The 25,867-nt window shown below is 66.2% G+C and carries 22 protein-coding genes; all 22 read left to right on the top strand.

The window, feature by feature from the left end; translation table 11 throughout:
- The first annotated feature begins 19 nt into the window (after nucleotides 1-19).
- The gene (locus LWF15_RS33520) at nucleotides 20-1,084 is read left to right on the top strand and encodes a hypothetical protein (protein ID WP_232815020.1); all 1,065 of its coding nucleotides are present in this window, start codon (nucleotides 20-22) and stop codon (nucleotides 1,082-1,084) included.
- A 1,033-nt stretch (nucleotides 1,085-2,117) separates the two neighbouring features.
- Entirely contained in the window at nucleotides 2,118-3,566 is a 1,449-nt protein-coding gene (locus LWF15_RS33515) for a ParB/RepB/Spo0J family partition protein (protein WP_232815019.1), read from the top strand.
- Nucleotides 3,567-3,595: 29 nt separating this feature from the next.
- Nucleotides 3,596-4,399: a ParA family protein gene (locus tag LWF15_RS33510; protein WP_232815018.1), complete on the top strand. Its 804-nt coding sequence runs from the start codon at nucleotides 3,596-3,598 to the stop codon at nucleotides 4,397-4,399.
- A gap of 818 nt (nucleotides 4,400-5,217) precedes the next feature.
- Entirely contained in the window at nucleotides 5,218-7,005 is a 1,788-nt protein-coding gene (locus LWF15_RS33505; protein ID WP_232815017.1) for a coiled-coil domain-containing protein, read from the top strand.
- A 1,448-nt stretch (nucleotides 7,006-8,453) separates the two neighbouring features.
- Complete coding sequence (locus tag LWF15_RS33500) at nucleotides 8,454-8,813, top strand: hypothetical protein (RefSeq protein ID WP_232815016.1); 360 nt, start codon at nucleotides 8,454-8,456, stop codon at nucleotides 8,811-8,813.
- Between the two features lie 82 nt (nucleotides 8,814-8,895).
- Nucleotides 8,896-10,527 (top strand): ParB/RepB/Spo0J family partition protein, encoded by a 1,632-nt coding sequence (locus LWF15_RS33495; protein ID WP_232815015.1) that lies wholly within the window; start codon nucleotides 8,896-8,898, stop codon nucleotides 10,525-10,527.
- 278 nt (nucleotides 10,528-10,805) lie between these two features.
- Nucleotides 10,806-11,432: a hypothetical protein gene (locus LWF15_RS33490; protein WP_232815014.1), complete on the top strand. Its 627-nt coding sequence runs from the start codon at nucleotides 10,806-10,808 to the stop codon at nucleotides 11,430-11,432.
- A gap of 83 nt (nucleotides 11,433-11,515) precedes the next feature.
- Entirely contained in the window at nucleotides 11,516-11,992 is a 477-nt protein-coding gene (locus LWF15_RS33485) for a DUF6573 family protein (protein ID WP_232815013.1), read from the top strand.
- Between the two features lie 203 nt (nucleotides 11,993-12,195).
- On the top strand, nucleotides 12,196-12,825 hold the full coding sequence (locus LWF15_RS33480) for a hypothetical protein (protein ID WP_232815012.1): 630 nt from the start codon (nucleotides 12,196-12,198) through the stop codon (nucleotides 12,823-12,825).
- Nucleotides 12,826-13,236: 411 nt separating this feature from the next.
- Nucleotides 13,237-13,506 carry a ParB family protein gene (locus tag LWF15_RS33475; protein ID WP_232815011.1) on the top strand — a complete coding sequence of 90 codons (270 nt, stop codon included), beginning with the start codon at nucleotides 13,237-13,239 and terminating at the stop codon, nucleotides 13,504-13,506.
- A gap of 750 nt (nucleotides 13,507-14,256) precedes the next feature.
- On the top strand, nucleotides 14,257-14,649 hold the full coding sequence (locus LWF15_RS33470; RefSeq protein WP_232815010.1) for a hypothetical protein: 393 nt from the start codon (nucleotides 14,257-14,259) through the stop codon (nucleotides 14,647-14,649).
- Between the two features lie 111 nt (nucleotides 14,650-14,760).
- The gene (locus LWF15_RS33465; protein WP_232815009.1) at nucleotides 14,761-15,102 is read left to right on the top strand and encodes a hypothetical protein; all 342 of its coding nucleotides are present in this window, start codon (nucleotides 14,761-14,763) and stop codon (nucleotides 15,100-15,102) included.
- Nucleotides 15,103-15,201: 99 nt separating this feature from the next.
- A complete protein-coding gene (locus LWF15_RS33460; RefSeq protein ID WP_232815008.1) occupies nucleotides 15,202-15,612 on the top strand; it encodes a hypothetical protein in 411 nt (136 codons plus the stop codon).
- An 832-nt stretch (nucleotides 15,613-16,444) separates the two neighbouring features.
- Nucleotides 16,445-17,275 (top strand): hypothetical protein, encoded by an 831-nt coding sequence (locus LWF15_RS33455; RefSeq protein ID WP_232815007.1) that lies wholly within the window; start codon nucleotides 16,445-16,447, stop codon nucleotides 17,273-17,275.
- 276 nt (nucleotides 17,276-17,551) lie between these two features.
- The gene (locus tag LWF15_RS33450; RefSeq protein ID WP_232815006.1) at nucleotides 17,552-17,923 is read left to right on the top strand and encodes a hypothetical protein; all 372 of its coding nucleotides are present in this window, start codon (nucleotides 17,552-17,554) and stop codon (nucleotides 17,921-17,923) included.
- 883 nt (nucleotides 17,924-18,806) lie between these two features.
- Nucleotides 18,807-19,220: a hypothetical protein gene (locus LWF15_RS33445; RefSeq protein ID WP_232815005.1), complete on the top strand. Its 414-nt coding sequence runs from the start codon at nucleotides 18,807-18,809 to the stop codon at nucleotides 19,218-19,220.
- A 149-nt stretch (nucleotides 19,221-19,369) separates the two neighbouring features.
- On the top strand, nucleotides 19,370-20,395 hold the full coding sequence (locus LWF15_RS33440; protein ID WP_232815004.1) for an ArdC-like ssDNA-binding domain-containing protein: 1,026 nt from the start codon (nucleotides 19,370-19,372) through the stop codon (nucleotides 20,393-20,395).
- Nucleotides 20,396-20,591: 196 nt separating this feature from the next.
- The gene (locus tag LWF15_RS33435) at nucleotides 20,592-21,368 is read left to right on the top strand and encodes a hypothetical protein (protein ID WP_232815003.1); all 777 of its coding nucleotides are present in this window, start codon (nucleotides 20,592-20,594) and stop codon (nucleotides 21,366-21,368) included.
- A 251-nt stretch (nucleotides 21,369-21,619) separates the two neighbouring features.
- The gene (locus LWF15_RS33430; RefSeq protein ID WP_232815002.1) at nucleotides 21,620-22,099 is read left to right on the top strand and encodes a hypothetical protein; all 480 of its coding nucleotides are present in this window, start codon (nucleotides 21,620-21,622) and stop codon (nucleotides 22,097-22,099) included.
- A gap of 78 nt (nucleotides 22,100-22,177) precedes the next feature.
- Nucleotides 22,178-22,444 (top strand): hypothetical protein, encoded by a 267-nt coding sequence (locus LWF15_RS33425; RefSeq protein WP_232815001.1) that lies wholly within the window; start codon nucleotides 22,178-22,180, stop codon nucleotides 22,442-22,444.
- A gap of 337 nt (nucleotides 22,445-22,781) precedes the next feature.
- Entirely contained in the window at nucleotides 22,782-23,165 is a 384-nt protein-coding gene (gene mobC, locus LWF15_RS33420) for a plasmid mobilization relaxosome protein MobC (RefSeq protein ID WP_232815000.1), read from the top strand.
- 53 nt (nucleotides 23,166-23,218) lie between these two features.
- Complete coding sequence (locus LWF15_RS33415; protein WP_232814999.1) at nucleotides 23,219-25,864, top strand: relaxase/mobilization nuclease domain-containing protein; 2,646 nt, start codon at nucleotides 23,219-23,221, stop codon at nucleotides 25,862-25,864.
- The last annotated feature ends 3 nt before the right edge of the window (nucleotides 25,865-25,867 follow it).

Below are 25,867 nucleotides of genomic sequence, written 5' to 3'. Positions count from 1 at the left end.
GTGAGGCATCCTGGTGAACATGGGCACCCCACAAGCGCCACTAACCGCAGACGACCTCCGAGGTGTGCCCACCGAGGACGAACAGCGTCTCCACGACTGGCTCGCCCATGTTCCCCAGGCCATCGCCTGGCTACAGACCCAGAGCGGACTCACCCTGGACCACACCCCAGACAGTCTGCGTCCGCTCTGGGCCTGGGCCATCACCGAACTCGCCCAGACCAACCAGCCCACCACACCACCGGACGTCCCCTCCTGGACACGGTGGCGCCCCTACAGCCACCGCACCGAAACCATGCCACCGCATCAGCTGTGGCTCTGGGGCGCCGTCGCGGCCTACTTCGGCGAAGTCTTCAGAGCCCGCGCCGCAGCACCACCGGTCGAATGGCAGATCCTGCGACACCCCACCCGCAGCGGATCAGACGACGGCGAACTAGCCCTCCTACGTCCCGCACACGCCAAGCGCGGCAAACCCCGCACCTGGTTCTGCCCCCTCGTAATCATCGGAAACACGATCGGAGCCCAGACCGCCGAGCACGACCCCCACCACCCCCGGGTCGGCTACAACGACCCCAACCGGCTGCACGAGCTGCTCTTCCTGCGCCTGCAACTGTTCGGTGAGGTCGTCCCCGAACTGGCCACGCCCGAACCCGAACCAGAGCCCGACCTCAAAGGCAGCCTGCTCGAGATGCTGGAGGCCCCCGCGGTCGCAGCAGCCCGAGCCGCATGCCCGCAACGATGGATCGGCCTCCCCGAAGGACTCGACGAGGAGGACTTCACCTACACCACCGAGGAAATCTGCGCCGACGTCAGTTTCGGTGGCGAGGACGGTGAATGGGGGATCTTCCTGCGCGACAGCATCCGCCACACCGTCCTCGACGACGCCCCTACCGACCAGGACGCGCTTCTGCAGACGCTGCTCGCCCACCCCCTCGTGACCTGGGCCGAACACACCGACCGTGAAGTCTACGAATGGGCCACCACCAGAAACCCCACCAGAGAAGACATGGCCGCCCTCGCTCTCACCGCACTCGCCGCAGCCCAGAAGGCGGCCCTGCACCGAGCCGAACAATCACGCCCGCACTAAGGACCTAGCGTCCGGTGCCTCTCCCCCGGTGAGTTCTCAGCCAGCGAGTAGGGATGCACGGTAGATGCGGGCCGGGCCGTCCTCTCCCCTCGCGTTGCGCTGATGTGCGCGGTGGCGGCCCGCACTCCCATGCGGGATGCGCGGGCCGGCTGCGTATTGCCCCGGCGGACTATGGGTGCTTGGCCCGTAACAGCGCCTACGGCACGCGCTCGCCCTGATCCGCCTTAACCCATGCTTTTCTCCGCCCGCGCACGTTTCCAGCGCAGCCTTCTGTCATGTCGTCGGCGCCGCCTCCTGTGCCCGGCTCTGCATCTGCCCGCGCCTGCTGGGCGGCCTCCGTTGCCTGCTGCGCAAGACGCCCGCGCCCAGGCCCGCCGGTAGTGGTAAGCACCGATGGCGTCCGGTGCTTCTCCCGGACTGCCTGCCAGATACGGCATCAAGAGGCGCGCGAGCTCGGGAACATCGAAGACCGCGCAGAACGAATCCGCGCGGAAACTGTTGGCAACTAAGCGGTATGGGGTAGCGAAGCCAGACCAGTCTTACAAGGAAGTAGCGCTACCGAGGATGCCTAGGACCACCAAAAGCTAGCAGCCTGGGCAGCTACACGAGCCGTTGCACAGTCGAGCGAAGCTTCCTGGCCTGCCTCAGCAAGACGGTGAGCTCGCACCCTCCCGAGGGGCACGCCACAGGGCGGCCACTGCACATATTGATGCCACCGTCCTCCCCTGCGAACGGACCCTGCTTCAACCCGTAAGCCTGCTGCTACTCGCGAGCCCGCTCCGGGTGCGGGGACTATCTACCTGAGGGTGGCGCATCCGCTCTGAGGGGGACCAGAACCGCGCTCAATCGTAATCGGCGCCTAAGTCCGCAGTTCCCAATCAGGCTAGCCATTTCCTGCAACGACAGCCGCGGCGGCCTTGTTAGAACGTCCACGAACGCGTGGATCCGGCCGGTGATTCCGCCGGAATCACCGGCCGGATCCACACTCCCAACCAAGATCTGCTAGGAATACATGTATTGAGGGAGAGTGATCATGGCCAGAAGGAACACAGGGCTTGGCAGCGGCGCAGCTGTTGCCGCAGCTAAGCGGACCGCGCCCGCTTGGGGCACCACCACGACCGACGCCACTTCTACGCCGACAGCCGTCGAGAACAAGGGCATCGTCCATGCCCTGCGTGGAGCGGAGGAACTCGGGGACACGAACGCCCCCTTGATCATCGAGGTGCAGCCGGACGAGGTGGCCCCACATCCTCGCAACGCACGCACCACGCTCGGCGATCTCGACGAGCTCGTGGAAAGCCTTAAGACCTTTGGGCTGATGCAGCCCATCCTGGTGATGAGCGCCGCTGACTTTCGCGCTGCCGATCCCCAGTACGCCTCAGAGATCGGCACCCAGAAATGGGTGTGCCTGGCTGGTCACCGTCGCCGGGCCGCTGCCGAGCTGGCTGAACTGCCCAAGATCCACGCGATAGTTCGGCCCGACCTGGCCAACGCTGAGTCCTCGGTCACCGGATTCGTCACTGAGAACCTGCATCGCGCTGAACTGAGCCCCCTGGACGAGGCACGCGCCTACGACATGCTCGCCGACCTCGGCCTGAGCCAACGGGAGATAGCTGCCCGTTGCGCGGTCAGCCAAGGCCACGTCAGCAAGCGTCTGTCTTTGCGCTACCTGCCCCAGCCGGCGCAGGATGCCCTCGAAAAGCGGGAACTGCTCGTCAGCGAAGCCACCGCCCTCGCCATGTCGAAGCCTCAGGAAGACCAGGTTCTCCTCTGGGAAGAGATCTCCCGGCGCGGCATCACCGTGGCCACAGCGAAGGAAGAACTACTGCGTCAGCGCGAAGAACGCCAGCGCATCGAAGACGCGAAAACGCAAGCCAGCGCAGCCGGGCTCCGATTGGTCGAACCCGGCATCGATTTTGGTTCCTACAAGCGCAAACATCGGCTCTACGACCCTGCCGCCATCGAACGCGCCCGTACGGCCGGCACCCTCGTAGGAGCAGCAACAACCCAGGGCCTGGAGTACTACTCAACCGATCCGGTCGTCGCTGCTGCCACTGCAGAGCCGGTGATTCCGACGGAATCACTCGATGAAGCAGACCAGGAAGCCACAGCCCGTCGAAACGCTTGCCGTTCGCTCATCACCACCCCGCCAACGACCGAAGAGGCGCTGGCTGATCTCGCCCGCGCCGTCCTGCGCGGTGCTGTCATCTCCGACGTCGCCCGCAAGACCGTTGCCGAATGGCTCCCGCACCTCGCGCCCCACTCCCCCAGCGCTACGACAACCAGTCCGGCTAACAGCACTGGCTCCATCGAGCCCAGCACCTGGCATGCCTGGGCTCTCGTCGTTGTTCAGGACGAACTGGACACACCGGCGGCCACAGCCGCTAACTCCCCCACATGGCAGCTGGACCACCACGCCCGCCTTGTAAAAGCAGGCCTGCACGTAGACCTCCGCACATCCGAGCTCCAGAAACAGTCCTGACCCAATACCTCTCAGAGCCTGGAGTACCGATGCGCATAGTCAGCGTGGCCAACGAAGCGGGATCAGCCGGCAAGACTTCCGCTGTCGTGAACCTTGGAGCCATCGCCGCCGAAAAAGGCCTGGAAGTTCTGGTGATGGATCTGGATGCCCAGGCAAACGCCACCACCTGGCTCGGCGTCACCGAACCCGAAAAAACCATCAGCGACATCCTTCGTCTCGAAGCGACCATCCCGGATGCCCTGGTCGCAACCGTCGTGGACAACCTCTGGCTCATCCCCTCATCGGCCGACATGACAGGGACCGTTCTGGAACTAGGCCGAGTAATGGGCCCCGAACAGCGTCTACGGGTAGCCCTCGAGAAGATCCCCAGCCCTGGACCAGACCTTGTGATCTTGGACTGCCCTGGCGTGATGAACCTGGTGACCCTGTCCGCACTCGTCGCGAGCCACAAGGTCATCACCGTCGCCCAGCCAACGCTCAAGGAACTGCAGGGTGTCTCACGGCTGGAGAGCACAGTGCGGGACGTCTCCAACCTCTACCGGCCAGACCTGACCATCAACGCCGTCATCCCCAGCATCGTGCCGCAGGTCAGGCAGCCAGACGGGAAGGACGGCCCTGCCACATCGGGCGGCGGCGCCGTCTACGCCCAGGCATTGGCGATGCTCCAAGCAGAGTGGGGCGAGCTTTGCACCCCTCCCGTACGGCGCTCTGTCCGCGTACCCGAGGCCTACGCACAGCAGACACCACTCAACCTGCACGCCCCCCGCGACCCCGTCACCACCGACTACCGCAACATCTACGACTTCCTGCAGAAGCTCGAGGTCATGCCGTGACAGGCAGACCCTCCGATGATTCCGCCGGAATCACGAACGACCCCTTAACCCCTCCCACGTCGCCCCGCAGTCCTTTCGCTACCCAGGTAGACCCCCGGATCCAAGAACGTGCCCGTGCCACCGTACGAGGAGTTCGGATCGCGACCGGCGGCGCATACTCACTAGCGCAACTCACCGAGGAAGCGCTCGCAGCCCACTGCCGCAACCTCGAAGCCGTCTATAACGAGGGCAAGGCATTCCCCACCCACGCTGGACTCCGCCCCGGACGACGAGCCCAGTAGACCAGCCGCATGAGCTAGAACAAGACCAAAGCTTCGTAGCGAAGTGATTCTGCGGGAATCAACACGCGGCACCGAACCTCGGGGAGCGATTCCGCCGGAATCACCACGCGACCCAGCCCGCGAAATCTGCCCGCAGTGATTCCGCCGGAATCACCTGGCACTGACGCACACCACAAAGCGCCGGCCGACGCTGCACTTCGGATCATCAAGGAAGAGGAGCATCAATCCGTGGACCTACAGCACTGGCTTGAGCTGGCGAACGCCGAGGTGCCACGCCTGCCAGCCTGGGATCCTGCGGCAGTCCTCGGGTTCCTCCTGGGAACGCTACTTCTCGGCGGCGCCCTACGAGCGATCCGCAAGCGCTGGCAGCGCCGCGCCAAGGACAAGCGCGCTACGGGGCCCAACACAGCCACGAACCCTCATACGAGCCCGGCCGCGCATGCGCCGCGGCGGGGGAGCGGTGAAGGCGTACAGGCAGTGCGCTCAGCTCTAGGTGATGCCGGCCCCCTAGCTGTCTTAGGCATGCTGGGGGCGGGCGTGTCCCTGTACGGACTATGGGGTTTTGCAGCAGACACAGCGCAGCTCCCGCTGCTGTTCCGCATCGGGTTCATCGCCGTCTGGGACGTCGCCGAGCTGACAAGCTTCTTCTACCTCTACCGGGCCGCACGTGTCGAGGGAACGTGGACACCGTCCATGCTCAAGACACGGACCATGGCATGGAGGCTCGTCGCGGGCAGCGCCGCAATGAACTTCTTCCACGCCCCCGGCGGGCTGCTAGGGGCCATCACGCTCGCAGCGATCCCGGTGGTCTCCGCGAAACTCGTCGAGCACGGCCTCGAGCGCATGCTGGAGACAAACGCCGGCAAGGAAGTGCTGGCCCCCAACCCCGGGCCCGTACGCCTGGTGCAACTTTGCTGGCTACATCTCTGGTCGCGTGTCTTCGCCTCTCTGGGGCTGGACGCTGGAAGTGCTGACGGTCGCGTACCAGCCGAAGCCCGGGTGCGCCGTGCAGCAGCACGAATCAACGACCTCGCCCAGGTCCTTCGGATGCGAGACACGTTGCCCGACAATGCGAAGCGCAGCCTCCGAGACCGCGCCGAGAAAAGAGTGAACCGGGCCACCGCACGAGCCCAGCGCGCCATCGATTCCGCTGGAATCGCTGACGACAACATCGCTTCCCTATCACTGGCCCGGAACCTCGTAGCACGAGGCCGCGTCTCAGACCTCGCGCTCATGGACGTCACGGACCCCACGGCCGTTCTGGCCCTACTGGACGAACTGGCAATCACACCCAGCGCAGAAGCCGCGCACGCAGGTGCTCGCGCTGCCCTAGCAGAGGAAGCCGCTGTGCGGGCCATCACGAAGCAGGAGGCCGCGGAACGCGCCTTCACGGACGCGAACCTGAAGGCCACTGCTGCGGAAGAGCGCCTTGGAAAAGCCCAAGAGGAGCTCCAAATGCTGGAGAGCCGAAGGGATACCGCGATTGAACAGCAGAATGCTGCAGACGAGCGAGCCCGTGACGCTGACGAACGTACACACCGGGCCGAACAGCGCAGCCGTCTCGCTGAGGAGGCCAGAACGGCCGCAGAAGAAGCCGTCACCGTCCTGCGTGCCGGCCTCTCCGCGACGGGGCAGTCGCAGTATGAGGCTCAGCAGGCCGTACGGCAGGCAGAGACCCGTGCAGCAGCTGCCGCAGAAGACGCCAGGGTTCAGGAGCAGCTTGCCCAGCAGGCCCGCGACGCCAGCGCGGAGGCGCAGCGCGTCAACCAGGCTCTCACGGCGCAGGTGGACCAAATGAAGGCCCAGATCTCCGAGCTGGACCGAACCTTCACCGCGCGAACCACCGAACTCGAGAGTCTGCAAGCCAGCTGTGAAACGGCGCAGCGCGCAGCGGACGAAGCCGCTTCCCAAGCACACCAAAACCAGCGAGCATCTGACCAGGCAGTTGCCGACCGTATGCTCGCCGAGGCTGCCCTCGTGGCCGCGCACCAGCAGATCCGCGCGCTGATGAGCGGCGAGGCCAAGACTTCAGGCGAAACATGGAAGTCCCCGGAGAAGCAGGCCGGCTGGGCGAGCTACCGTGACGCCGTCCGCAAGACCGGGCACGAGCCCAGCGCCACCGACGTGCACAACGCCATCCAGCGGGTTGTGCAGATCGGCACCGTCCGCAACTGGTTCAACGATTTTCGACAGCGCCTCGCGGAAGAAGCGCACCAAGCAGCCGGCGTCCCCACGCCGCCGCAAGGCATGACCATGCGGCCCGTCCGTGGGACCGAGAACTCCTTCAAAGCCGATATCTCCGAACCGGAAGAGGCGCTCGTGTAGGCAACCACCTCAGTTCAGCCCTCGCTATTCGGCGAGCATCCAGAATCAGCGGTTGAACCGTGCCCCGCATAAAACAGGAAGTCACTCCGAGCTGCCAAGGCTAAGCGGGCGCCCCGGGGGAGTGGGGTAACTCGGGACGCCCAGCCGTCGATCGACGCCCAGCCGTCGATCCTGGTCGACCGTCCGCAGCGTTCCCGGGGCGGGGACGACGCACTCGCCCGGGTCGGGGGTCGACCAACCCCAATCCAGCCGTCAGCTCGCTGTCCGTCCAACCCGCATCCAGAGCAGCCTGTCGACGGCGAACGGCGTCTTCCAACGCCTCAGCCCGCCGCAGCTCAGCAGTCTCGACAGCCTCCTGCGCCTCCATAAGAGAGGACAACGACGCAGCTAATTCCTCAACCACCTCGACCTTCGGCTGCAGCAGCTGCTGCGCCTGCTGACTAAGAGCCGAAAATCGTCCACTACGTCTTCCCGCCACGACTACCTCCCCGCGAGCAAGTCCATATCCACGGCAACGTAGGCACGACAGCCGCGATCCTGCACGCTCAACCGGTTACAGTTCGGCACCCATCGGCTACAACCCGGCGCAGCACCCCATCAGCGCAACACCCAGCGGACCAGGCGAACCAGGCAGCCTCGAACCTGCCCCACGTCCAAGCCGTCATCCAGACCTGGCTTAAAGCAGTAGAACCCGCGTCGACGCTGAACTGCGCCCAACAAGCAAATAATCAGCGCACTAATCCCGCGCATACTCCGCAGGCTGCTCACATGCTCACGCGATGCTGGCCCCACCCCGTAAGGCTGCAGAGCTCCCACAGCAAGCACAACCATTCACGCCGAGCGGCGCCTCCCGCCTACCGTCGCTCCGCAGGAAGCCCCCACAAGCAAGGGGGCTGCCTGCTCCGGTTCCGTCACGTCGTGGCCCGATCCGCTCACAGCAACGCGACACTTGCCGGCCTGCCCGCCAGCTTCGCCCCACCAAGTCGCGTGGTCAGAACTGCGGGAGCCCAGCGGGGGAGTGGGTCTCACCGTCGGTCGGGCCAATGACGATGTCGTGGGCTGGGGGATGGTCAAGGTAACCCCGCCTTGACCATCCCCCAGCCCACGATGGAACCTCGTGGCCCGACCGACGGTGAGACCCCCAGCAGGAGCCCACTCCCGAGCACGCGCCAAGAATGGCGACCGACCTGCGGCCGGCCTGTCCTTCCATTCCGTCCTGCGGCCGGAAGCCGCGGGGGCTCCGCCCACCTGCACCCCCGGCCCTCCCTCCAGTGAGCCTGCAACCTCGAAAGTCAAGTCCCAGCCACATCGGACACACCCTAGGACGAAGGCAGAACCCCTTCTGACCAGGCAAAACAAGTTGACCAGCACCACAAAAAACAGTACTATTAGTACTAACGGATCGAGGTGGTCCGGACCGGCCTCGGGTCGGTATCTACACAAGGAGGATGGCAGGCGTGATCGGAAAGACCTGTGGCGTGACCAGTGAGGAATTGGCTATGGAGCTGGCCAGGCTCGGGCGTTACACCGTCCTGTGCCACAACGGTTTCAACTACCACCCCGCGCCCGAGCCGCCCAACGAGCACAACACCACGGACACCATCGAGGGCGCACGGGAGCTGTTCCGCGCCTGGCTGCAGGCCAGCGGTAACGACTACGCCCGCGCCGAAGGCCATGGCGCCCCTTTCGCCGACGTCGTCCCCACGGCCAACTGGGACGGCATCAGCTACGGCGACATCACCGGCGGGGACGGCGTATGCCTCCTTGAGCGGACTCGGGAGGGGCAAATCGAACAAGCCCCCTACTGAGCCCTAATGGTACTGTTAGAAGTATTTTTTTATAGCTGCTCGCGGCCCCTCAAGCCCCTAGCTAGAGAGAAGGACAGACGACATGACCGCCAGGACCAGCATCAACGACTCGACCAGCACCCCGGCCCCCAAACTGCTCGTGATCGAGCCGGGTATCTGGCCGTTGCACATCGAACCGGACCCGCGAACGCTCCTAGTAGACCCAGAGTTCAACATCCGGGGGATCCGACTGGGCAAGGGTTTCGTGGACAGCATCCGCGAAAACGGCGTCTTACAGACCATTGTGGCCGTGCGCACCGCTGAGGGGCACGTGAAGGTCCGGATGGGCAACCGCCGCACCCTGGGAGCTGTCGAGGCCGAGCGGCCCACCGTTCCCGTGGTCGTCATCGGCGACGAATCCACTGACAGTGCCGGTGAAATCGAGCGCATCACCAAGCAGTACGTGGAGAACAAGCACCGCGATGACATGACCGAGGCCGAGGAGATCGGCGCCATGGTCCAGCTCACCGCGTTCGGCGTGTCCCCTACCAAGATCGCAAAAAAGCTGGGCCTTAAGAACGGAACCACCGTCAGGAACGCCGTCAAGGTCCATGAGTCCACCACCGCGATGGAGGCGCTGAGCCAATACAAGCTGGACCTCACGGAGGCGGTCGTCGTGGGGGAGTTCGAGGACGACCCGGAGGCCATCCAAGCGCTGATGTCCGCACGCCTGAGCGGGCAGTTCGACCACGTCGCGCAGCAGTTGCGTGACGAGCGCACCCGCCAGCAGCAGGAGCACGCATTCATCGAGGCCCACCGCGCCGAGGGGGTGCGCATTGTCGAGGACGACGAGGCCCTGACCCGGCTCAGTGAGCTCATCGACGATGGCGGCCAGCCCCTGACCCCGCAAGGGCACCAGGAGTGCCCCGGTCACGCCGCCATCGTGAAGCAGAAGGTCGGATACGTTGACCTGTCCACCGGCCGCCCGCTCAACGAGGGGCAGGAGAACGAGGGTGACCGCCCCAGCGAGGACGACGAGAACGCCCCGAAGATCAAAACCAAACGCCTCAGCTATCCCGTGCTGCGGTGGGGCTGCACCGAAGTTGAGGCCCAGGGCCACACCGAAAAGCCCCGCCCTGTTTACGCCAGCTACCACCAGCCCACCCGCCGACCCAAATTGTCAGAGATGAGCCAGGAGGAGGCCACCGCCGCCCGCGCAGACGCGCGCCGGGTACGCACCAACAACGCCGAATGGCGATCGGCCGAGACCGTCCGCCGGGAGTGGCTGCGGACCTATCTGGCCCGTAAGACGCCCCCCAAAGGTCACGGCGTCTTCGTAGGGACAGCTATGGCGATCGACACCAGCACCGTGAGCCGGATCGGTGGAAACCACCTGGCGGCCGAGATCCTGGGCGGTGCTGAGCCCGGTTACGGACGTTCCTCGCACATCAAGGCCCTCATCGAAAGGGCCAGCGAGCAGCGCGCCCAGGTCATCACCCTGGCCATCGTGCTGTGCGGCTACGAGGACGAAACCGACGTCCACTCATGGAAAAGGGTCTCGCCGAGCACCACGCGGTACCTGACGTTCCTCGAGCACTGCGGATACACCCTGTCCGACGTCGAACGCCTCGCGTGCGGCCGCGAACCCCTGGCCGAGACCGACGCCGACGAGGCCAACCAGCAGCCCAATAGCCCCGGACAGGGCGAAAGCCCAGAGCAGGTCGAAGCGGCCTAGGCACAATCAGCGGCGACACCGGTGCCTAGGCCCCGAACGTGGGGGAGCGGGCACCGGTGGTGCCGCTGTCGCAGAGGGCATCCGCTCCGGCATCACAACCAGACCGGGTTGCCGGCGCGGATGCTCCCCGCCACCCGCTCCGGGCCGGAACGGCTCTAACCAGCCCCGTTCACCAGGTCGAGCGAAGGAATGCGGTTGACCAGAAACAGTACTGTTAGTACTATTAATTCGTGTCGAAGGCGCTCAGACCTTCGAACATTTGTTGAGGGGACGTTTTCATGAATCACGCCAGTAGTGCCCATGCCCGGGCCCTGACTCAGCGCACCGCCGAACTTCGACTGATCGGCGGCGAGGCCATGACCGGGCTGGGGCAGGGGTGGTCGGTGGACCTCGATCCCCGGCTCGACACGCATACCGGCGCCTACCTCAATGGCCCCAACGGTGCGCGACTGTTCCTGAGTGTCGACTTTCGCGACCCGTCTTATCTGAAGGTGACCGGTTGCTACCCCTCCGATTACAGTCACTACAGCCCGGCGAGTCACTCCATCCGGGTCGCGCGCGTGCGAGGGCCACAGGTGCTTGCCCGCGAGATCACCCGTCGCCTGATGCCGGGCTACCTGCCTGAACTGGTGACCGCCCAGGGGTTCGAGCGTCAGGCTGCCGAGTCATACCGGGTGTGCGTCGAGACCGCCGAGCGGATCTGCGCCGCTCTGCCGGACGCGATCCGGCCCGACCTCGACCCCAAGCAGTATCACTCGCCCCGGATCAGCCTGCCGCACAACAGCCCGGTTCCTGGGCACATCAAGATCTGCCACGACGGCACCAGCGCCATGGAGCTGCGAGAACTGCCGACCGCCATCGTTGTGCAAATCCTCGAGCTCATCGAAGGCTTGAAGGTTGTGTAAATAGTACTGTTAGTAGCATTCGAAGTGTTTTGAATGCCACTCGCGGCAGGGCCCACGAAATCCCAAAATCATTGGAGTGAAACGTGAATGACAACCGCGAGAACGAAAGCCACGGAGGCCACCAGGCCCCGCAAAGCGTCGCGGAACAGCTCGCCGAGATGTTCGGGCCGGTCATCCACACCGCCACCCGCGCCGAGCTGCTGGCCGAAGGGCAGCTGATCCCTGCCCCCGACAAGGACGTTCGACAGGCCGGACTCTTGATCCCGGTGGCGTTCACGGCCGCCGCCTGGGCCGACGCAGTGGAGTGGAGCGAGGCCACCGACACCGCAAAAGGCGTCTTCACCGGCCAGGACCAGACCGGCCGCCTCTGGGACGTCCTCTACGTGACGGCCCACGCCATGAGGGGCAACCGCGACACGTCCACCGTCATGGTGCAGCTGTACCGCGTGCCGCCCACCGGCCCTCACATCGAGGCCGAGCTGATCACGCTGCGCGTCCACCTCGGAGGCGACGACAACGGAGAACCCGTGCTCACGGTGCTCCTTCCGCACGAAGACTGACCCCGCGCAGCCCAGACAGACCAGGACAGGGCCGGGGGAGCAGCACAAGCCCCCGGTCCAACCTCGGCTCCACCCAGGGGCCATCTCACCGGAACGCGCGCGTCCGCTCCTGTTTCCGGGAGCGAGCGCACCGCCGCGAAACCAGCCCGGTCCCACGCCTCGTGAAGCGTCAACAACCCGATTCAGCAAAGGAATACAGCTCTGTGAAGCGCGTCATCCTCCCTTACTCCTTCTCGGTCCTGGTGCCCGACGAGACCGAAACCTTTGAACTCGGTATGCGCATCGGCGATGTCATCCATGAGGCCCTCAGACAGGCCAACCTGCCTGGCATCGACACCATCGAGCACCTGAGCCACAGTGCAAGTCAGGCGAGCCCCGCGCGTCCCGGTACATGCCGCGTCGGGGACCACATCTTCTACGCGCCGAAGTACCTCCACACCGATCAGGCGGTGCCGGATATCTGCCCCAGCCACGCGGTCAGCGAGCACCACCAGCAGGTGCTTGCGGAACACCACCCGCTCTTCGAGGAGGTCATTCGCCTGACCGGTCTGATCCCGGTCATCTGGCACTCCGGCGGTGGCACGATGACCATCGTCATCCCGCTCACCAGCACCGAATCCGACGATGACTGGTCCTATCCCTGCTACATGGGACTCGAGGAAGGCCGCACCGACGAGGGCCTCTGGTACGGAACCGTTTCGTTCTACGAGAGCGAAGACGACTACGAAGACGGCGGGCTCGGCGTCGTGCGAGGGAGCGAACCCCGGCATCCGCACGACTGGGCACGCCGCATCGCCGCACACCACCGCTTCTACAGAACTAAGCAGCAGTAGCAGCCCTCAACACCTGTGAGCCCCGGGACCGCGCTTCGACGCCGATCCCGGGGCTCACAGCCGTCCGGCCGCAAGAACAGCCTGCCGCCTGATGCAACGGACTCACCTTCCACCAGTCGCCCGCACCCCGCCGACGCACCCCGCTGGCCGCACCCCGCTGGCCGCAGCAGCCCGTCGGCTGGCACAGCCAAGCCAGGGGGGCCGGACCCCCGTTCTTCAGCCGCCCTAAGGACCAGGAGCAGACACATGGCCACCGCCATCAGTAGCATTAGAGGCATTAGTAATAGTGAGGTTCCGCCGCCCGCCCCACGCCGAGCACACCGACAGCGGCACGCCACGAGCCCCGCGGTGCCGGCCAGCATGGCAGCGCGACCACAGCACGGGCGCCGGCCGCCACCCGAGGAGCACCGCATGACCAAGCCAGCAGCAAACCGTTCGGCCGCTGCCGAGGGTCCCAAGAAGGGGAAAGTTGGTTTCTACCAGGACCCTCAGGACAGCGCCCGAGCCCGCGCGGCCTACAAGTGGTGCAACGCCTCACTCGGTTACAAGAGCTTTAGTGACTTCATCGCCGCCGCAGTCATGAAAGAGGTCGAACGCCTCGAGAAGGAGTACCACGGTGGCGAGCCCTGGGAAGACGTCGCGGTCGGTGAGATCCCCGCAGGCCGCCCCGTAGGAACCTGACCCATGCACCGCGAGCCGGATCCAAGCCACAGGCCACCCGGAGCAGCCCTAGCAGACCAGGTGGAGTCACCCGGGGAAGTTTGCCTCCCGCGGCGTGGTGTGAGAACTTCTCACACAAGTAGCCGGTCAGCGGACTCCGTTTTCGCGCCCGGTTCTGACTCAGGCAGTGGGGTCGTCGCGACCAACAACCGGGACCGGCAGGCCGCAGCGACACCGTCGCCGGCCTAACAGCTGCAACGGCCCAGCTGCGCCGGCATATCCATCTGCCCGTCCACGCGGGATCGGGCCGGCCAGTCTGACGGCCCGCCGTGCCCCAGGACCGGACCTCGCGCAGGAGAGCTGGTCTCACCGTCGTCCGGGCAAAGGACGATGCCGTGGTGGGGGCCACCGGCGAAGGGCACCCTAGAAGGTCTTCGCAAGAGCATCGAAGACCTCCCAGGGCCCGCCCATCACCGGTGGCCCCCACCACGGCAGGCAAGTCCTGCGCCCGGACGACGGTGAGACCCTCACAAGGGCCCTCACCAACGCTCACCCTCACTTACACGAATCGCCCTGCGGGCGATTTAAGACCGTGGGGCGCCGCCCCACACCCCGGCCCAAACAACAATGAGTCCCGAAAAACTAGACGCAACAGCTATTTTGAGCAAAGGACACTTGTCCCATGCATCCAAATAAGCCATAATAGACACATCAAGCGGAGTTGCAGCTCCGGGAGATGGCCCCGAAATCCAGCCCGAGGGAGTCGGCACCATGCCGCACACATACAAGGTCGAGTACCACCACAACGTCAGCGCGACGACGGACGGCAATCTCGCTATCCGCAACCGCCACAACAGCGAACTGATTCAGCCGGGCGACAGCTTCGAGTACGTCTGCACCCTCACGTTCAACGCCGACAGCCTGGATCATGCGTGCGCGCTGGCCCTGGCCGCCGGAACGCACCGGGAGTACGCCGTCGGCAGCGCCGAGTACGACTACTACACCGACCGCCGGTTCGGTCTAGGCGATCTGCTGTACGTCCACATCAGCGAGGGTGAATCGGTGCTGCGTCACAACGACCGTACGGGCAGTTGGTTCACGATCCGGGATGCCAGCTCGCTCTACATCATCCCCGGTGGGCCGAAGCCACAGCTCCGCAGCTAACCCAGCCGTCCCGCTCACTGCTGGGCGCGGAAAGAGAACCGCCGCGCCCAGCAGTGCCCCGAGGCCCCAGAGCCCTCATAGCACCGTTCAAGCCCCCTAGGAGAGAAGACCGTGAAGATCACGACGTACACCACGCGCACCAGAGAAGCCGAAAGTGCCTGCAGCACATGGGTGCTGGACAACGAGCCGCGCGAGGATGAACATGAGTTCGACGACGCCGACCAGGTCATCGACTACCTGAAGAGCCAGGGCATCCAGGAGCCATCGTCATACCCGGTGCTGAGGATCAATGTTCGGTCAATCTGTTTGTCATCGCTGGATTCGTACGCGCACCCGGAGGGCTACACCGAGGAGGTGTCGGCGCACCCCGGCGAAGGCATCGACGAGGCGACGTGGGCGCACATCATCAAGCACGCGGCCTGGCCCGCCCGTATGGACGGCTCGGACTTGTGAGAGGTTGACGCCTGATATCCAGAAATAAGCCATAATAGACTCATCCCACGGAGTTGCAGCTCCCGAGGACGCCCCCCACTAACCAGCCAAGGAGTAAACGTGGCCAACCCCCAGCCCCAGGACCCCACCAACACCGCGCGCGAGCTGTACCTCACGAGTGCCCCCATGAAGGCCGCCAACATCGTCCCCGGCGCGCGTGTCTACGTACCGATCTGGCGCAACAGCCACGTGATCGGATGGGGCACCGCCACCGTGTCCGGTCACCACGCCACCACGAGAGAAGGGGTCACCTGGCTGGTCACCCTCGACACCGACCACAGTCCCACGTCCGGCACGCACGCCGAATCCGGATCCGAACAGGAAGCCGAGAACCCAAAGGAGACATTCTATTTCGGTTACTCCATTGAATGCGCGGTGTGTCACGGAGACGCCGAGATCACAGCCGAGTGCCCCCAGTGCGGCACAGGAAGCAACCCTTGGTTCATGCCCCCAGCCATACCGGGAAATTGATCGGGCACCAAGAATAAGCCATAATAGACACATGGCTTGAAGTTGCAGCTTCGAGTCAAGCGCCCGGAAGCACCAACCACCCCGGGGACCGCCCACCAGCGGCCCCCGGGCCCGGGCCGCGGGCCACAGGCCCCGGCTCCGCCGGGACTCAACACCAGGCGTCCACTGCCGAACGGGCACACCACCGCCGGCCGCTGCCCGTCCCAGCCCTGTTATGGCTACAACGCCAGGTTGGGGGTAGCCCGGCTACGCCGGGCCACCCCCAACGCCCACCTCACGTCACGGCACGCGCAGCCCATAAAGAGATGGACGCCATGCACACCACCAGTACCGATGCTCCCCACCACGCTGATGATCGGGCCCCGTCGGGCCGCCGTACTTCAGATCGCTGAACACGGCAGGACGGCAAAATAAGTGGGCGGCCGGTTATGCGCTTGCAGGCGCCCGGCCGCCCATGACGTCCACCAGCGCCCCGAGGCAACCAACCGGCCTCGTAATCCAGTGAACGACGCTCCCATCATGCCACCAAGCACCCGCCTGTTCCTACCGGTCCGGCACACCTGGCCTGCCGCGCCGGCCCACCTGCCCATCACGGAGCCCGCACATCATGATCTCGCTACCAAGCAACAGTGCTCGCCAGGCCCCAGCGACAGGGCATCTAGCGAACCGTGAACCTCGCCCGTCGCCTGCCCCATCATCGCTGCCAGCGGTGACGACGAGGCAGGCCGCGATCCCGATCTCCGACAGGTTCCCACCCCACCAGACACAACGGACCGTTCGAACAGACCGCCCGCACGCCCACCGCACCGGCAGTCTGCCAAAATCCAGCACCATGACCCACCAGGACGACCGGCCCACCTATACCCGCGACGAACTCGTCCAACGCACCGGCCTGTCCATGAGTTACCTAGAGGACCTCTACGTCACGCGCGAAACCTCCGGTCACCCCGAAGCATCCAGCAGACGCGGGCACGCGCTGGCCTGGGACGCCGAGACGTTCGACACCTGGTGGAACGACTACAACGACACCTCTGGTCTGGCCACTCTTACCCAGCTCGCCGAGCACGTCGGCCGAAGCGTCAGCTACCTGCGCGATCTCGCCACTGAACCGGACCACCCGAAGCCACGAAAGAAGCTGCGTGGTAACAACTACTACGAAACGCAGGAGTACCTGTCCTGGCACCGCACACGCACTGCGGCCGGTGCCGGCTCCAAAACCAACCGCACCGGCAACCCCGACGACCGCATCACCCTTGCCGAAGTTGCCCGTGTCCTGGGCAAAGAGCCCGCAAACATCACAAAATACAAGAAACGACCACCTCTGGGCTTCCCCGCGCCCGTGGAACAAGACCTGCTGCCCAGCGGCCGCACCCGCGACTACTACCGCCGCGGAGACGTCTGGGACTACATGGACAACCCCCGCCCCGCCGGACGCCGCGGGAACCCCGGCACCAGCAAGAACAACCAGCCCACCGAGAACATCCGTTCCTACCCTCACTACACCGGAGACTCCCGCCTAGCCATCGCCCGACAGGCCCTCACTGACACACCACCCGACCAGCACCCCGACCTACCCAAGCGCCTCGCCGAGCAACACCCGCCCACCAGTCCCGGCACCTGGGCCAACATCCTCACCGCCGCACGCCAGAACCCGCACGACTGATCATCGCTGCCACCCCACAGCGCTCCCAGCGTCCGAGGGCACACGACGCCTGCTCAGGGACTTGGGCACGAGCAAGCGGTCCGCCATCAGGTAGCGCATGCACCAAAACCCATGCACCGAGAACCCATACACGCCCCGCGGATTAACCCGCCAAGGCCTCAGACGCTCACGCCCACCTTGACCCCTTACCCAAAATAAGCCATAATAGACATATTGAACGGAGTTGCAGCTCCGGACGATACGCCCCGCAAACCCAACCCGAGGGAGAACACCCCGATGAGCAACGCCGACGTCGAGATCTACGACGAGCAGCCCGGAGACGACGCCAAGGTCTCCGAGATCCTGCGCACCGGAAACCCCATCGACGACACCGGCGCACGCTTCCTGGCCAGCCGCTGGCACAACGGCCAGAGCAGCGCTCTGTACGCCCTGGCCTCCAGCGGAGCCACCTACCCCCGTTCAGGCCCCCCCGGCCAGGACGGTGAACCTCACAGCATCCGTGGGCTGTGCGATGAGATCGAGCGCGAGCTCTCGTGCTTCCCCGTTCCGTCACAGTCCACGGCCGAGCTGCGAGCCCTGCGCATCTACGTTGAGCACGTCGGTCCACGCGGACCCGTCGAGGGCTGGGCCCGCCTCTGGCCAGCCTGACCCCACGCAAGGCCCCGGTGGCCGGACCGCCAGGTCCAGCCACCGGGCAACAAGACACGGCGCAGCCTTATCCAGCGCCAACGACGCGTTCCGGATGCCGAGGGCGTTTCGATCGCGGGAATCCGCCGCAGCGGCCCTACAGGAAGAACCCGAAGGCCCCCCGCACACGTCGGGCCGGCCGCACTATCCCCCCAAAAGCGAAGAACCCAAATCGGATCAACGCCGAGCGGCGGACTCACCCACCGCTACTACGCAGGAAGCCCCGACAAGCAAGGGGGCTGCCTGCTTCGCTCACCCCCGGCGCTGGTCCAGCCCTCTCACTACCAGCGGCCAGATCCCTAATGCGCCAGAGCCCACCGAAACCTGTCAGAGATCGGCCGGCTGCGCCGCCAGATCCACTACCGTCCACGACCGTGCAGGCCGGCACCAGCGCACATCTCGGCCATCGCTACGAGCCCGGGACTCGCCCGCAGCAAGGCTCTCACCGTCGCCCGGGCCAAAGACCATGCCGTGGTGGGGGCCACCGGCGAAGGGCACCCTAGAAGGTCTTCGCAAGAGCACCGAAGACCTCCCAGGGCCCGCCCATCACCGGCAGCCCCCACCACGGCAAAACCGTCTCCCGCCCGGACGACGGTGAGACCCCTCAGGCCCCACCACCTGCTCACCCTCAGGACACGCATCGCCCTACGGGCGATCACAAGTCCGCGGGGCTCCGCCCCACACCCCGACCCAAACAACAATGAGTCCCGAAAAAACCTATGCAACAGTCAATTTGACTAAGAAACCCTTGCCTCGTGAGCACGAATAAGCCATAATAGACACATCGGGCGGAGTTGCAGCTCTGCCGGATACGCCCCGAACACCGACCGCAAGGAGTTACAAGATGACCAACGCCAGCATCTCGGGTCTGCTGTTCGCCCCCGAAAGCCGGATCGTCGCCGAAGACGGCCGCCACCAGACCCGGCACGCGTTTCACGCGCCTGTGGCGCTCGCCGGGCCTACGGCCGTGAGCCGAGTGCTCAACGCCCAGACGGTAACGGCGATCCTGGGCCAGCACGAAGGCGCGCCGTGGGTGATCTACACCGATGCCGAGGCAGGCCGGTTCGGCGCACCCCTGAACTTCGCCGCTGACTACCTGGCCGAAAACATCGGCGCCCCCACGTCCGTGAACCTACGCGGATCCGTGCTCTTCCTCGGCGGAACGCACACCCGGCCCGCCAGCATCCCCGAACCGGTGTCCGCCGTCGCCCTCCAGATCTATCCCGATCTCGATCGGGCAGTCCTCTGGGCCGACTGACCTCCGCCCGGGTTGGTGTGCGCCCCGTTAGGCGCACACCAACCCGGCCCCCCGGGAGCCCAGCGCCCAGAAAATAAGCCATAAAAGCAATTTCGGATGAAGTTGCAGCTTCGCCCGCGCCCCGAGATACCAACCAAGGAGAACCCGTCATGGGCACCAGGAAGCCCCAGAAGCGCACATCGACCAAGTCGGCGATGACCCCGGCCGAGAAGGAGGCCGCAAACGAACGGCGACAGCAGGCGATCGAGAAGGCACATGAGCAGCTGATGGAGATGGTAGGGAGCATCACCAGCAGCCAGGAATGGAAGGCTTATCTTGCATTCGGTGCCCGCTTTCACCGCTACTCCTTCAGCAATCAGATTCTCCTTTGGGCTCAGCAGATCGAACGCGGCATGCAGCCGCTGACGCGCGTTGGGGGTTTCGGGCTCTGGCGGGAACTGCAGCATCCAGTCCGGAAGGGAGAGAAAGCCCTCAAGATCTTTGCCCCGCTGAGGACCGTCATCAGGGAGGGCGAGCCCGGCTACGAGCCCGGCACGCGCCGCGAACGTATCCGGGGATTCACGCTCGCCAGTGTCTTTGACGTCCAGCAGGTCAGCGACCCCGACAGCGTTCCCCAGGACCCCACGCAGGCGCTCGCCCTAGGCAAGATCACTGGCGACGTGGCCGAGCAGATGCCCGCCAGCCTGCAGGCAATGATCCAGGCCAACGGCTACACCCTGCGGTTCGAGCCGATCCCTGGCGGCGCTGAGGGGCTGACCGATCCCGCCACGAAGTCCATCGTCATTGACAGCCAGTACGAGCACACCGCCCGCGCGGCAGCGATCATCTTCCACGAGATCGCCCACATGCTGCTGCACACCGGCACCGACGAGGACGGGCGCCCCGCCTACGACTACGCCGAGCACCGGGGCACTGCCGAAGTGGAGGCCGAAGGCACCGCCTATGTCGTGGCCTGTCACTTCGGTATCGACATGGGAGCCACGTCCGCCGGTTACGTCGCCGGATGGAGCCAGAAGAACCCCGACGCCCTCATTACGTCCGGCACCCGGATCATGGACACCGCCCGGCGGATCATCGCCCACGTAGAGGGCACCCTCACCGCCGACGAGCAGGACGCCAGCAGCGCCGACGACGTGCCCCCCGCACCTGAAGAAGCCATGACCGGCCAGCCCTGAGTCACCCAGCTCGGACGCCCCGGGGTCAGCCACAATGCGGCCCCGGGGCACCGCCGTTCAGCAACGCGCATCCCGCGCGAACTTCAAGTGCGCGCCGGAAATGCCCGCCCCGATAGATGTCCAGACATCATCGCTCAGGCATAAAAAGAATTGACCCAGCACGAAGAATAAGCCATAATAGACACATTGAACGGAGTTGCAGCTCCGGGAGATACGCCCCGAAACACCAACCGAGAAAGGTCCTAGACCCGTGATCCAGCAGGCATTCATCAAGGCGACCGGCGAGCCGGTTCAGCTCGGCACCGCTAGCCAGCTCACCCAGATCCGTTACGACCAGACCCACCTCATCGAGACCCGCCAGCCCAACGACACAACCGCCCTCATCCAGCCCGAAAGCTTCCACTGGCGTTTTCCCTACCCCGATGAGGACGGCATCGCACCCGGCCAGTTCCTCACGGCCGAGCGTCGCTGGCACATCCCCGGCCTGCCGATCCCGCCCGGGGTCATGCACAACAGCGTTCAGGTCACGAACGAAGAGCGGAACTGGTCAGTCACCGTGCCATGCCCGGTCTCGCCCGAGGCCACCCGCCTGATCGGCCGGGACACCGAGCTACGCCCCGTGGAGTCGCCCGGCACTCCGCAAATCGTGCGGTACCAAACGCCCCCCGCCCTCCTGTGGCCCGTCACCATCGCAGCCCAGCGATTCAACGGGTACCGCCTCGTTCTGGAGACCGAGTGCGCCGGATGCGGCGCCCTCTGGACATACCCCGACATCGACGAGGTGATGCCGGTCATCGAGACCCTCCGCCACGTCGCCGCGTTGCTGGCCCGCCCCGAACCGCTCCGCCCGCAGGGGTTGGCCTCATTCTTCCTCGGCGCCATGTCCGGCGAGTGCGACGCCGTAGCCGACCGCATCACGGCCGGATACCTGCACAAGCCCTCAGCTGTCCCGGCCCGGAGCGTCGCCTCCTAACCCGCCCCGCACTCTCCCGCGCAGTCGGTGCCCGGCCCCAGCGGCCGGGCACCGACCGCGCAGGAACATCCCGCCCAGCGCGCAGGCCCGGACGCCGCCCGCAGCACCCGGCCTAGTCGCCAGCGGAGACGGCTACGCCGCCGCAGTATTTTCTCGGCCCCGTGCGCGGCCGGGAAAGCGCCGGCCTCACCGCACTCCGACCCAAGACGAGAACCAAAACCCACCGCCGAACCAACCGGGAGCCTTCCACGATGACCGAGCACACCCCCACCAGCCGACAGTTTCCCACCCCACCCCTTGCCCACCCCGGCTACCTCGGACCTCTCACCGACGACCAGTTCTGGGACATCGCCGATCACGAAGAATTCCCCGACGGCACCCAGACCCTGGCCCAGTTCGTCTACGTCAGCGAATCCCAGATCCGCATCATTGACAGCGCATACCTGCACAGCATGGAGGCTGAGCCGCCCCCCTTCGTGCCCCAGCCCGAAGGGCAGCTCTACTACAGCGCTGGCCACCACCTGTACCCAGCAACGCCCCACCGATTCGGCACGCGCCCCGGACTGCTCCGGGTCCCACGCCACCTCGTCGGCATCACCTCGCAGGTGACCGGCGCACTGCTCGCCGTCTTCATCGCCTACCCCGCCGGCCCGCGCCCCCTCCTGGCCGGCCTAGGGCCAGCCAGCGCCCCAGGCCCTGGCGCGGAGAAATTGCAGACACACGTTGAATAAGCCATAATAGATCCGTTGAACGGAGTTGCAGCTCCGGGAGACGAAGCCCCGAATCAACCAACGAAAGGCCATACACCCATGGCTCAGATCCCCTACGTGACTACGGAGTCCAGCGTCCTGGCGCTCGGCATCGACGAGACCACGTTCAACGAACTGTCCGAATTCGTCGGCCCCGGCCGGAAGGATCTCGGCCCTTTCCAGGGCACGCCCCTGGCCGACGTAGAGCTCAGCCAAGCGATGCACACCCGTACCCGCAGCATGGACCAGATCATCGCGTGGCTGCGTGTGCGGAAAATCCCCCACGACGTCGAGTTCATGCGCTCATGGAGGCCCCCGGCATCGTGACGAGCAGACACCGGGCGGCCGGCTTACCGCCGGCCGCCCGGGTCGTTCATGCAGCGAGGGAGACGCCGAAAGCGGCATCTCCCTCGCTGCATTTTGTCGTCCCCCAGGCCGGCCGTCCCCGGGCCCAAAAACGCGGCCTCCGGCGGAGCAAGGTAGGAGAACAGATATCTGATCGCTGGCTTCGCCTCGCGATCTATCCGACGATGGGACATGTCGGGCGCTCCGCTGGGAGGTGATTACCACGACCGAGGACCAGGCACACGACCGGTCCAGCGCGCGTCGCGGACGTCGCCAGCGCCGGGCACCGGGGGGCCGGCAACGGAGTGCTCTGGTCAAAATGACCGAGCAGGAGCACACCCAGATCTCCGCCCGAGCAGCCGCCACGGGACTGTCGATCCCGGCTTGGCTCGTGGCCGCCGGCCTGGCGAACTTGTCCCCGAACACCGGTGAGCACACCCATGGCGGTATCTCTGTATCCACGATGAGCGCCCCCGAACGCCACGCCCTGACCGCCGAATTCGTGGCCGCACATCGCCTGCTGAGAGGCGCCGCCACGAACCTGAACCAGTTGGCGGCAGCTTGGAACTCGACAGGTGAGCTCGCGCCGCAGGCTGCCGCGGTGCTGGATCAGGTGGACCGTGTCACCGCACGCCTGGACGAGCTGACGCAGCGACTGGGCGGCCGCGCAGCCGCCCCCGCCCGTCGCGCTCAGGCCAGCTAGTGATCGCCAAGGTCTCCCGGGGGACCCGCGTCGCAGGCCTCATCGGCTATCTCATGGGCCCTGGCCGCAGTGACGAGCACACCGACCAGCACGTCATCGCCACCTCGAGCGAGATCACCATCTCCACGCCCCACCTCAGCGCCCCCGGCGCCCAGAAGGACCTCACCCAGCAGCTGAACCATTACTACGACTTGTACGGCCGGCCCGCCATGAGCAAGGGGGAGGTGTACCACTTTTCGCTGTCCAACCCCGCCGATGACCGCGTCCTTACCGACGAGGAATGGGCATCCGTCGCGCGTGAGGCGGTGGCCGAGCTCGGCTTCGACACCGGCGCCGGGGCATGGGACGCGGCGCCGGCCGCCGCCGGGGCCCGTTGGGCCGCGGTGCGCCACGGGCTCAGCTCCGCCGGCAACGACCACATCCACGTGGCCGTGGTCATGATGCGCCCGGACGGAAGCAGGGCCGTGGAACCGCGAGGCGACTTCCGGCGGCTCAACACTTTCGCGCAGCGGATGGAGCACACCCACGGCCTGATTTCCAACCGGACCCCGGCCCGCGTGGGCGGCGGATCCCTACCCGAACCCAGCCGCGCCGACCAGGAAATCAGCGCCCGCCTGGCCGAGCCCGTGCCGCTGCGGACGCGGCTGCAGCGCGACGTGCGCGCGGCCGCGGCCGCCGCCGACAGTGAGGCCGACTTCGTGCGCAGACTGCGCGCAGCCGGCCTGCACGCCGTTCCCCGCTACGCCCCCGGCGGCCGAACGGACGTCACCGGCTACAAGGTCGGCTCCCTGCGCGAACGCGATCCACAAGGGCACATCATCTACTTCGGAGGCGGACGGCTGGCCTCAGACCTGTCGCTGCCGGCCCTGCGGGCACGGTGGAAGGACGACATCACCGCCCGCCAGGCAGCCGTCGCCACCTGGCGCGGAGGGGCCTCCGCCGAGCGCCTGACCCAGCATCCCGGCGCGGTCATCGGGCTCATCCCCGACCAGCGCACCGTCGATCAAGCAACCCAGGCTCTGCGCTCACTGCTGGCCGACAGCGAGCCACCACGCACCCCGGGGCAAACGAACAGCGCGGAGTCCGGTCAGGAGCCCGGCCAGCAAGAAGGTGACGGCGCCGAGCCCATCTCCCCGCCGGAACAGCCCCGCGAGGCCGACGCTGCGCGCGAGGAGACCGACGTCCCCGACCTCGAGCCCGCCGCGCTGCGGGACGACTTCGTGTCGCCTGAGTGGGCCGAGGCCGCCGCCCAGAGCGCCGACCTGCTCGCCGCTGCCTCCGCTCGCTGGGAAGGCACCGAACCCGGAATCTACGACGAGGCCTCCCGGGTCCTGGCGCGCTCCAGCATGATCAGACCCCGCACCGCCCCCCGCCGGCCGCCCGCTCCCACAGCACTGGTCAGCGTGGCCGCACTGGTCATGGCCGGAGACCGCCGCCTGAGCTCGGCCACCATGCTCACCCAGCTCACCCGCGCCGTGGACGCCCTCAGCGACACCTACACCGCCCGGCACAAGACACGCCTGGCCGAGGTACGCCTGCGCGAGTTCAGTCCCCCAGCCGCAATACCGGTGATCCCGGCGCCAGCGCCGATCCCGGTCCCGGCGCACGGCGCGGGCCCGACATCCAGCCCAGGGCAGAGGAGAATTGCGATGAGTGAAGCACCCGAGTCGGAGGCGCTAGAAGCACTTCGGCCTGCCGGTGTCGGTGCCGCCACCGCGGCGGCCATCGTGGCACGCGCGGCCCAACAGCGGCAGCAAGACGAACTCCGGGCAGCCGAACAACTGGAGCACGAGCAGCGGCGACAAGCCGAGCAAGCCGCCCGCGACGAACAGCGCCAGGCCGAGCAGACAGCACGAGAACAACGCATCCGCCAGGAGCGTCAGGCCGAGCAGGCCGCCCGCGATGAACAGCGCCGCGCAGAGCAGGTTGTCCGCGACGAACAACGTCAGGCCGAGCAGGCTGCCCGCGATGAACAGCGCCGCGCCGAGCAGGCAGAGCGGGACGGTCAGCGTCAGGCCGAGCAGGCTGCCCGCGACGAACAGCGCCAGGCCGAGCAGGTAACCCGCGACGCCCAGCACCGCGAGCAGCAGATGGTTCAGGGCTACCAGATGGTGTCGCGTGATCCGGAGTGGCTCAATGCTGCTACCCCGGATGACTTTGATCGTGCCCTTACCGCGATGGAGGCTACTGCCGCCCGCGATCCGCGCAGTCAGGCGGCGCGTCCCAGATTCGAGCGCTCGGCGAGCGAGCGTTTCGGTGAGGGCTGGCGCAGCCGCTCGCAGCAGGGGCAGCAGGGGCAGCAGGGTGAGCAGCCCACTGTGGGCGGGGCTGATCGGTCTGCACCTGAAGTCCGCACCGATGCGTCGAGCCAGGCCCGCGGTAACAGCCAGGCTGCTGTGACCAGCAGCCCGCGTGCGGCTGGAGCAGATTTGGTGCGCCAGACCCTTGATCGCTACCGCGACGCAGCTCGCGATCAGCAGGCCGCCTCGTCGTCTGAGGTGCCGGGCGCGGGGGCCGACCAACCGGATACCGACCCGGGGACCGGCAGCAGCCCTGCCAGCCCTCAGGCGCCCGGTTACGGCAGCAGCCGGGGCCGTACCCGGCCCTCCTCAGGACTGCCCGGGCCCTCTACCGCTGCGCTGCGCGGGCGCCGGCAGCAGCGTCAGGACGAACAGAACCGCGATGACCGCGAGCGCTGAGCG

Source organism: Kineosporia rhizophila (assembly GCF_021277265.1).
GTDB classification, from domain to species: Bacteria; Actinomycetota; Actinomycetes; order Actinomycetales; family Kineosporiaceae; genus Kineosporia; species Kineosporia rhizophila.
This window is presented reverse-complemented; position numbering and strand designations above follow the sequence as displayed.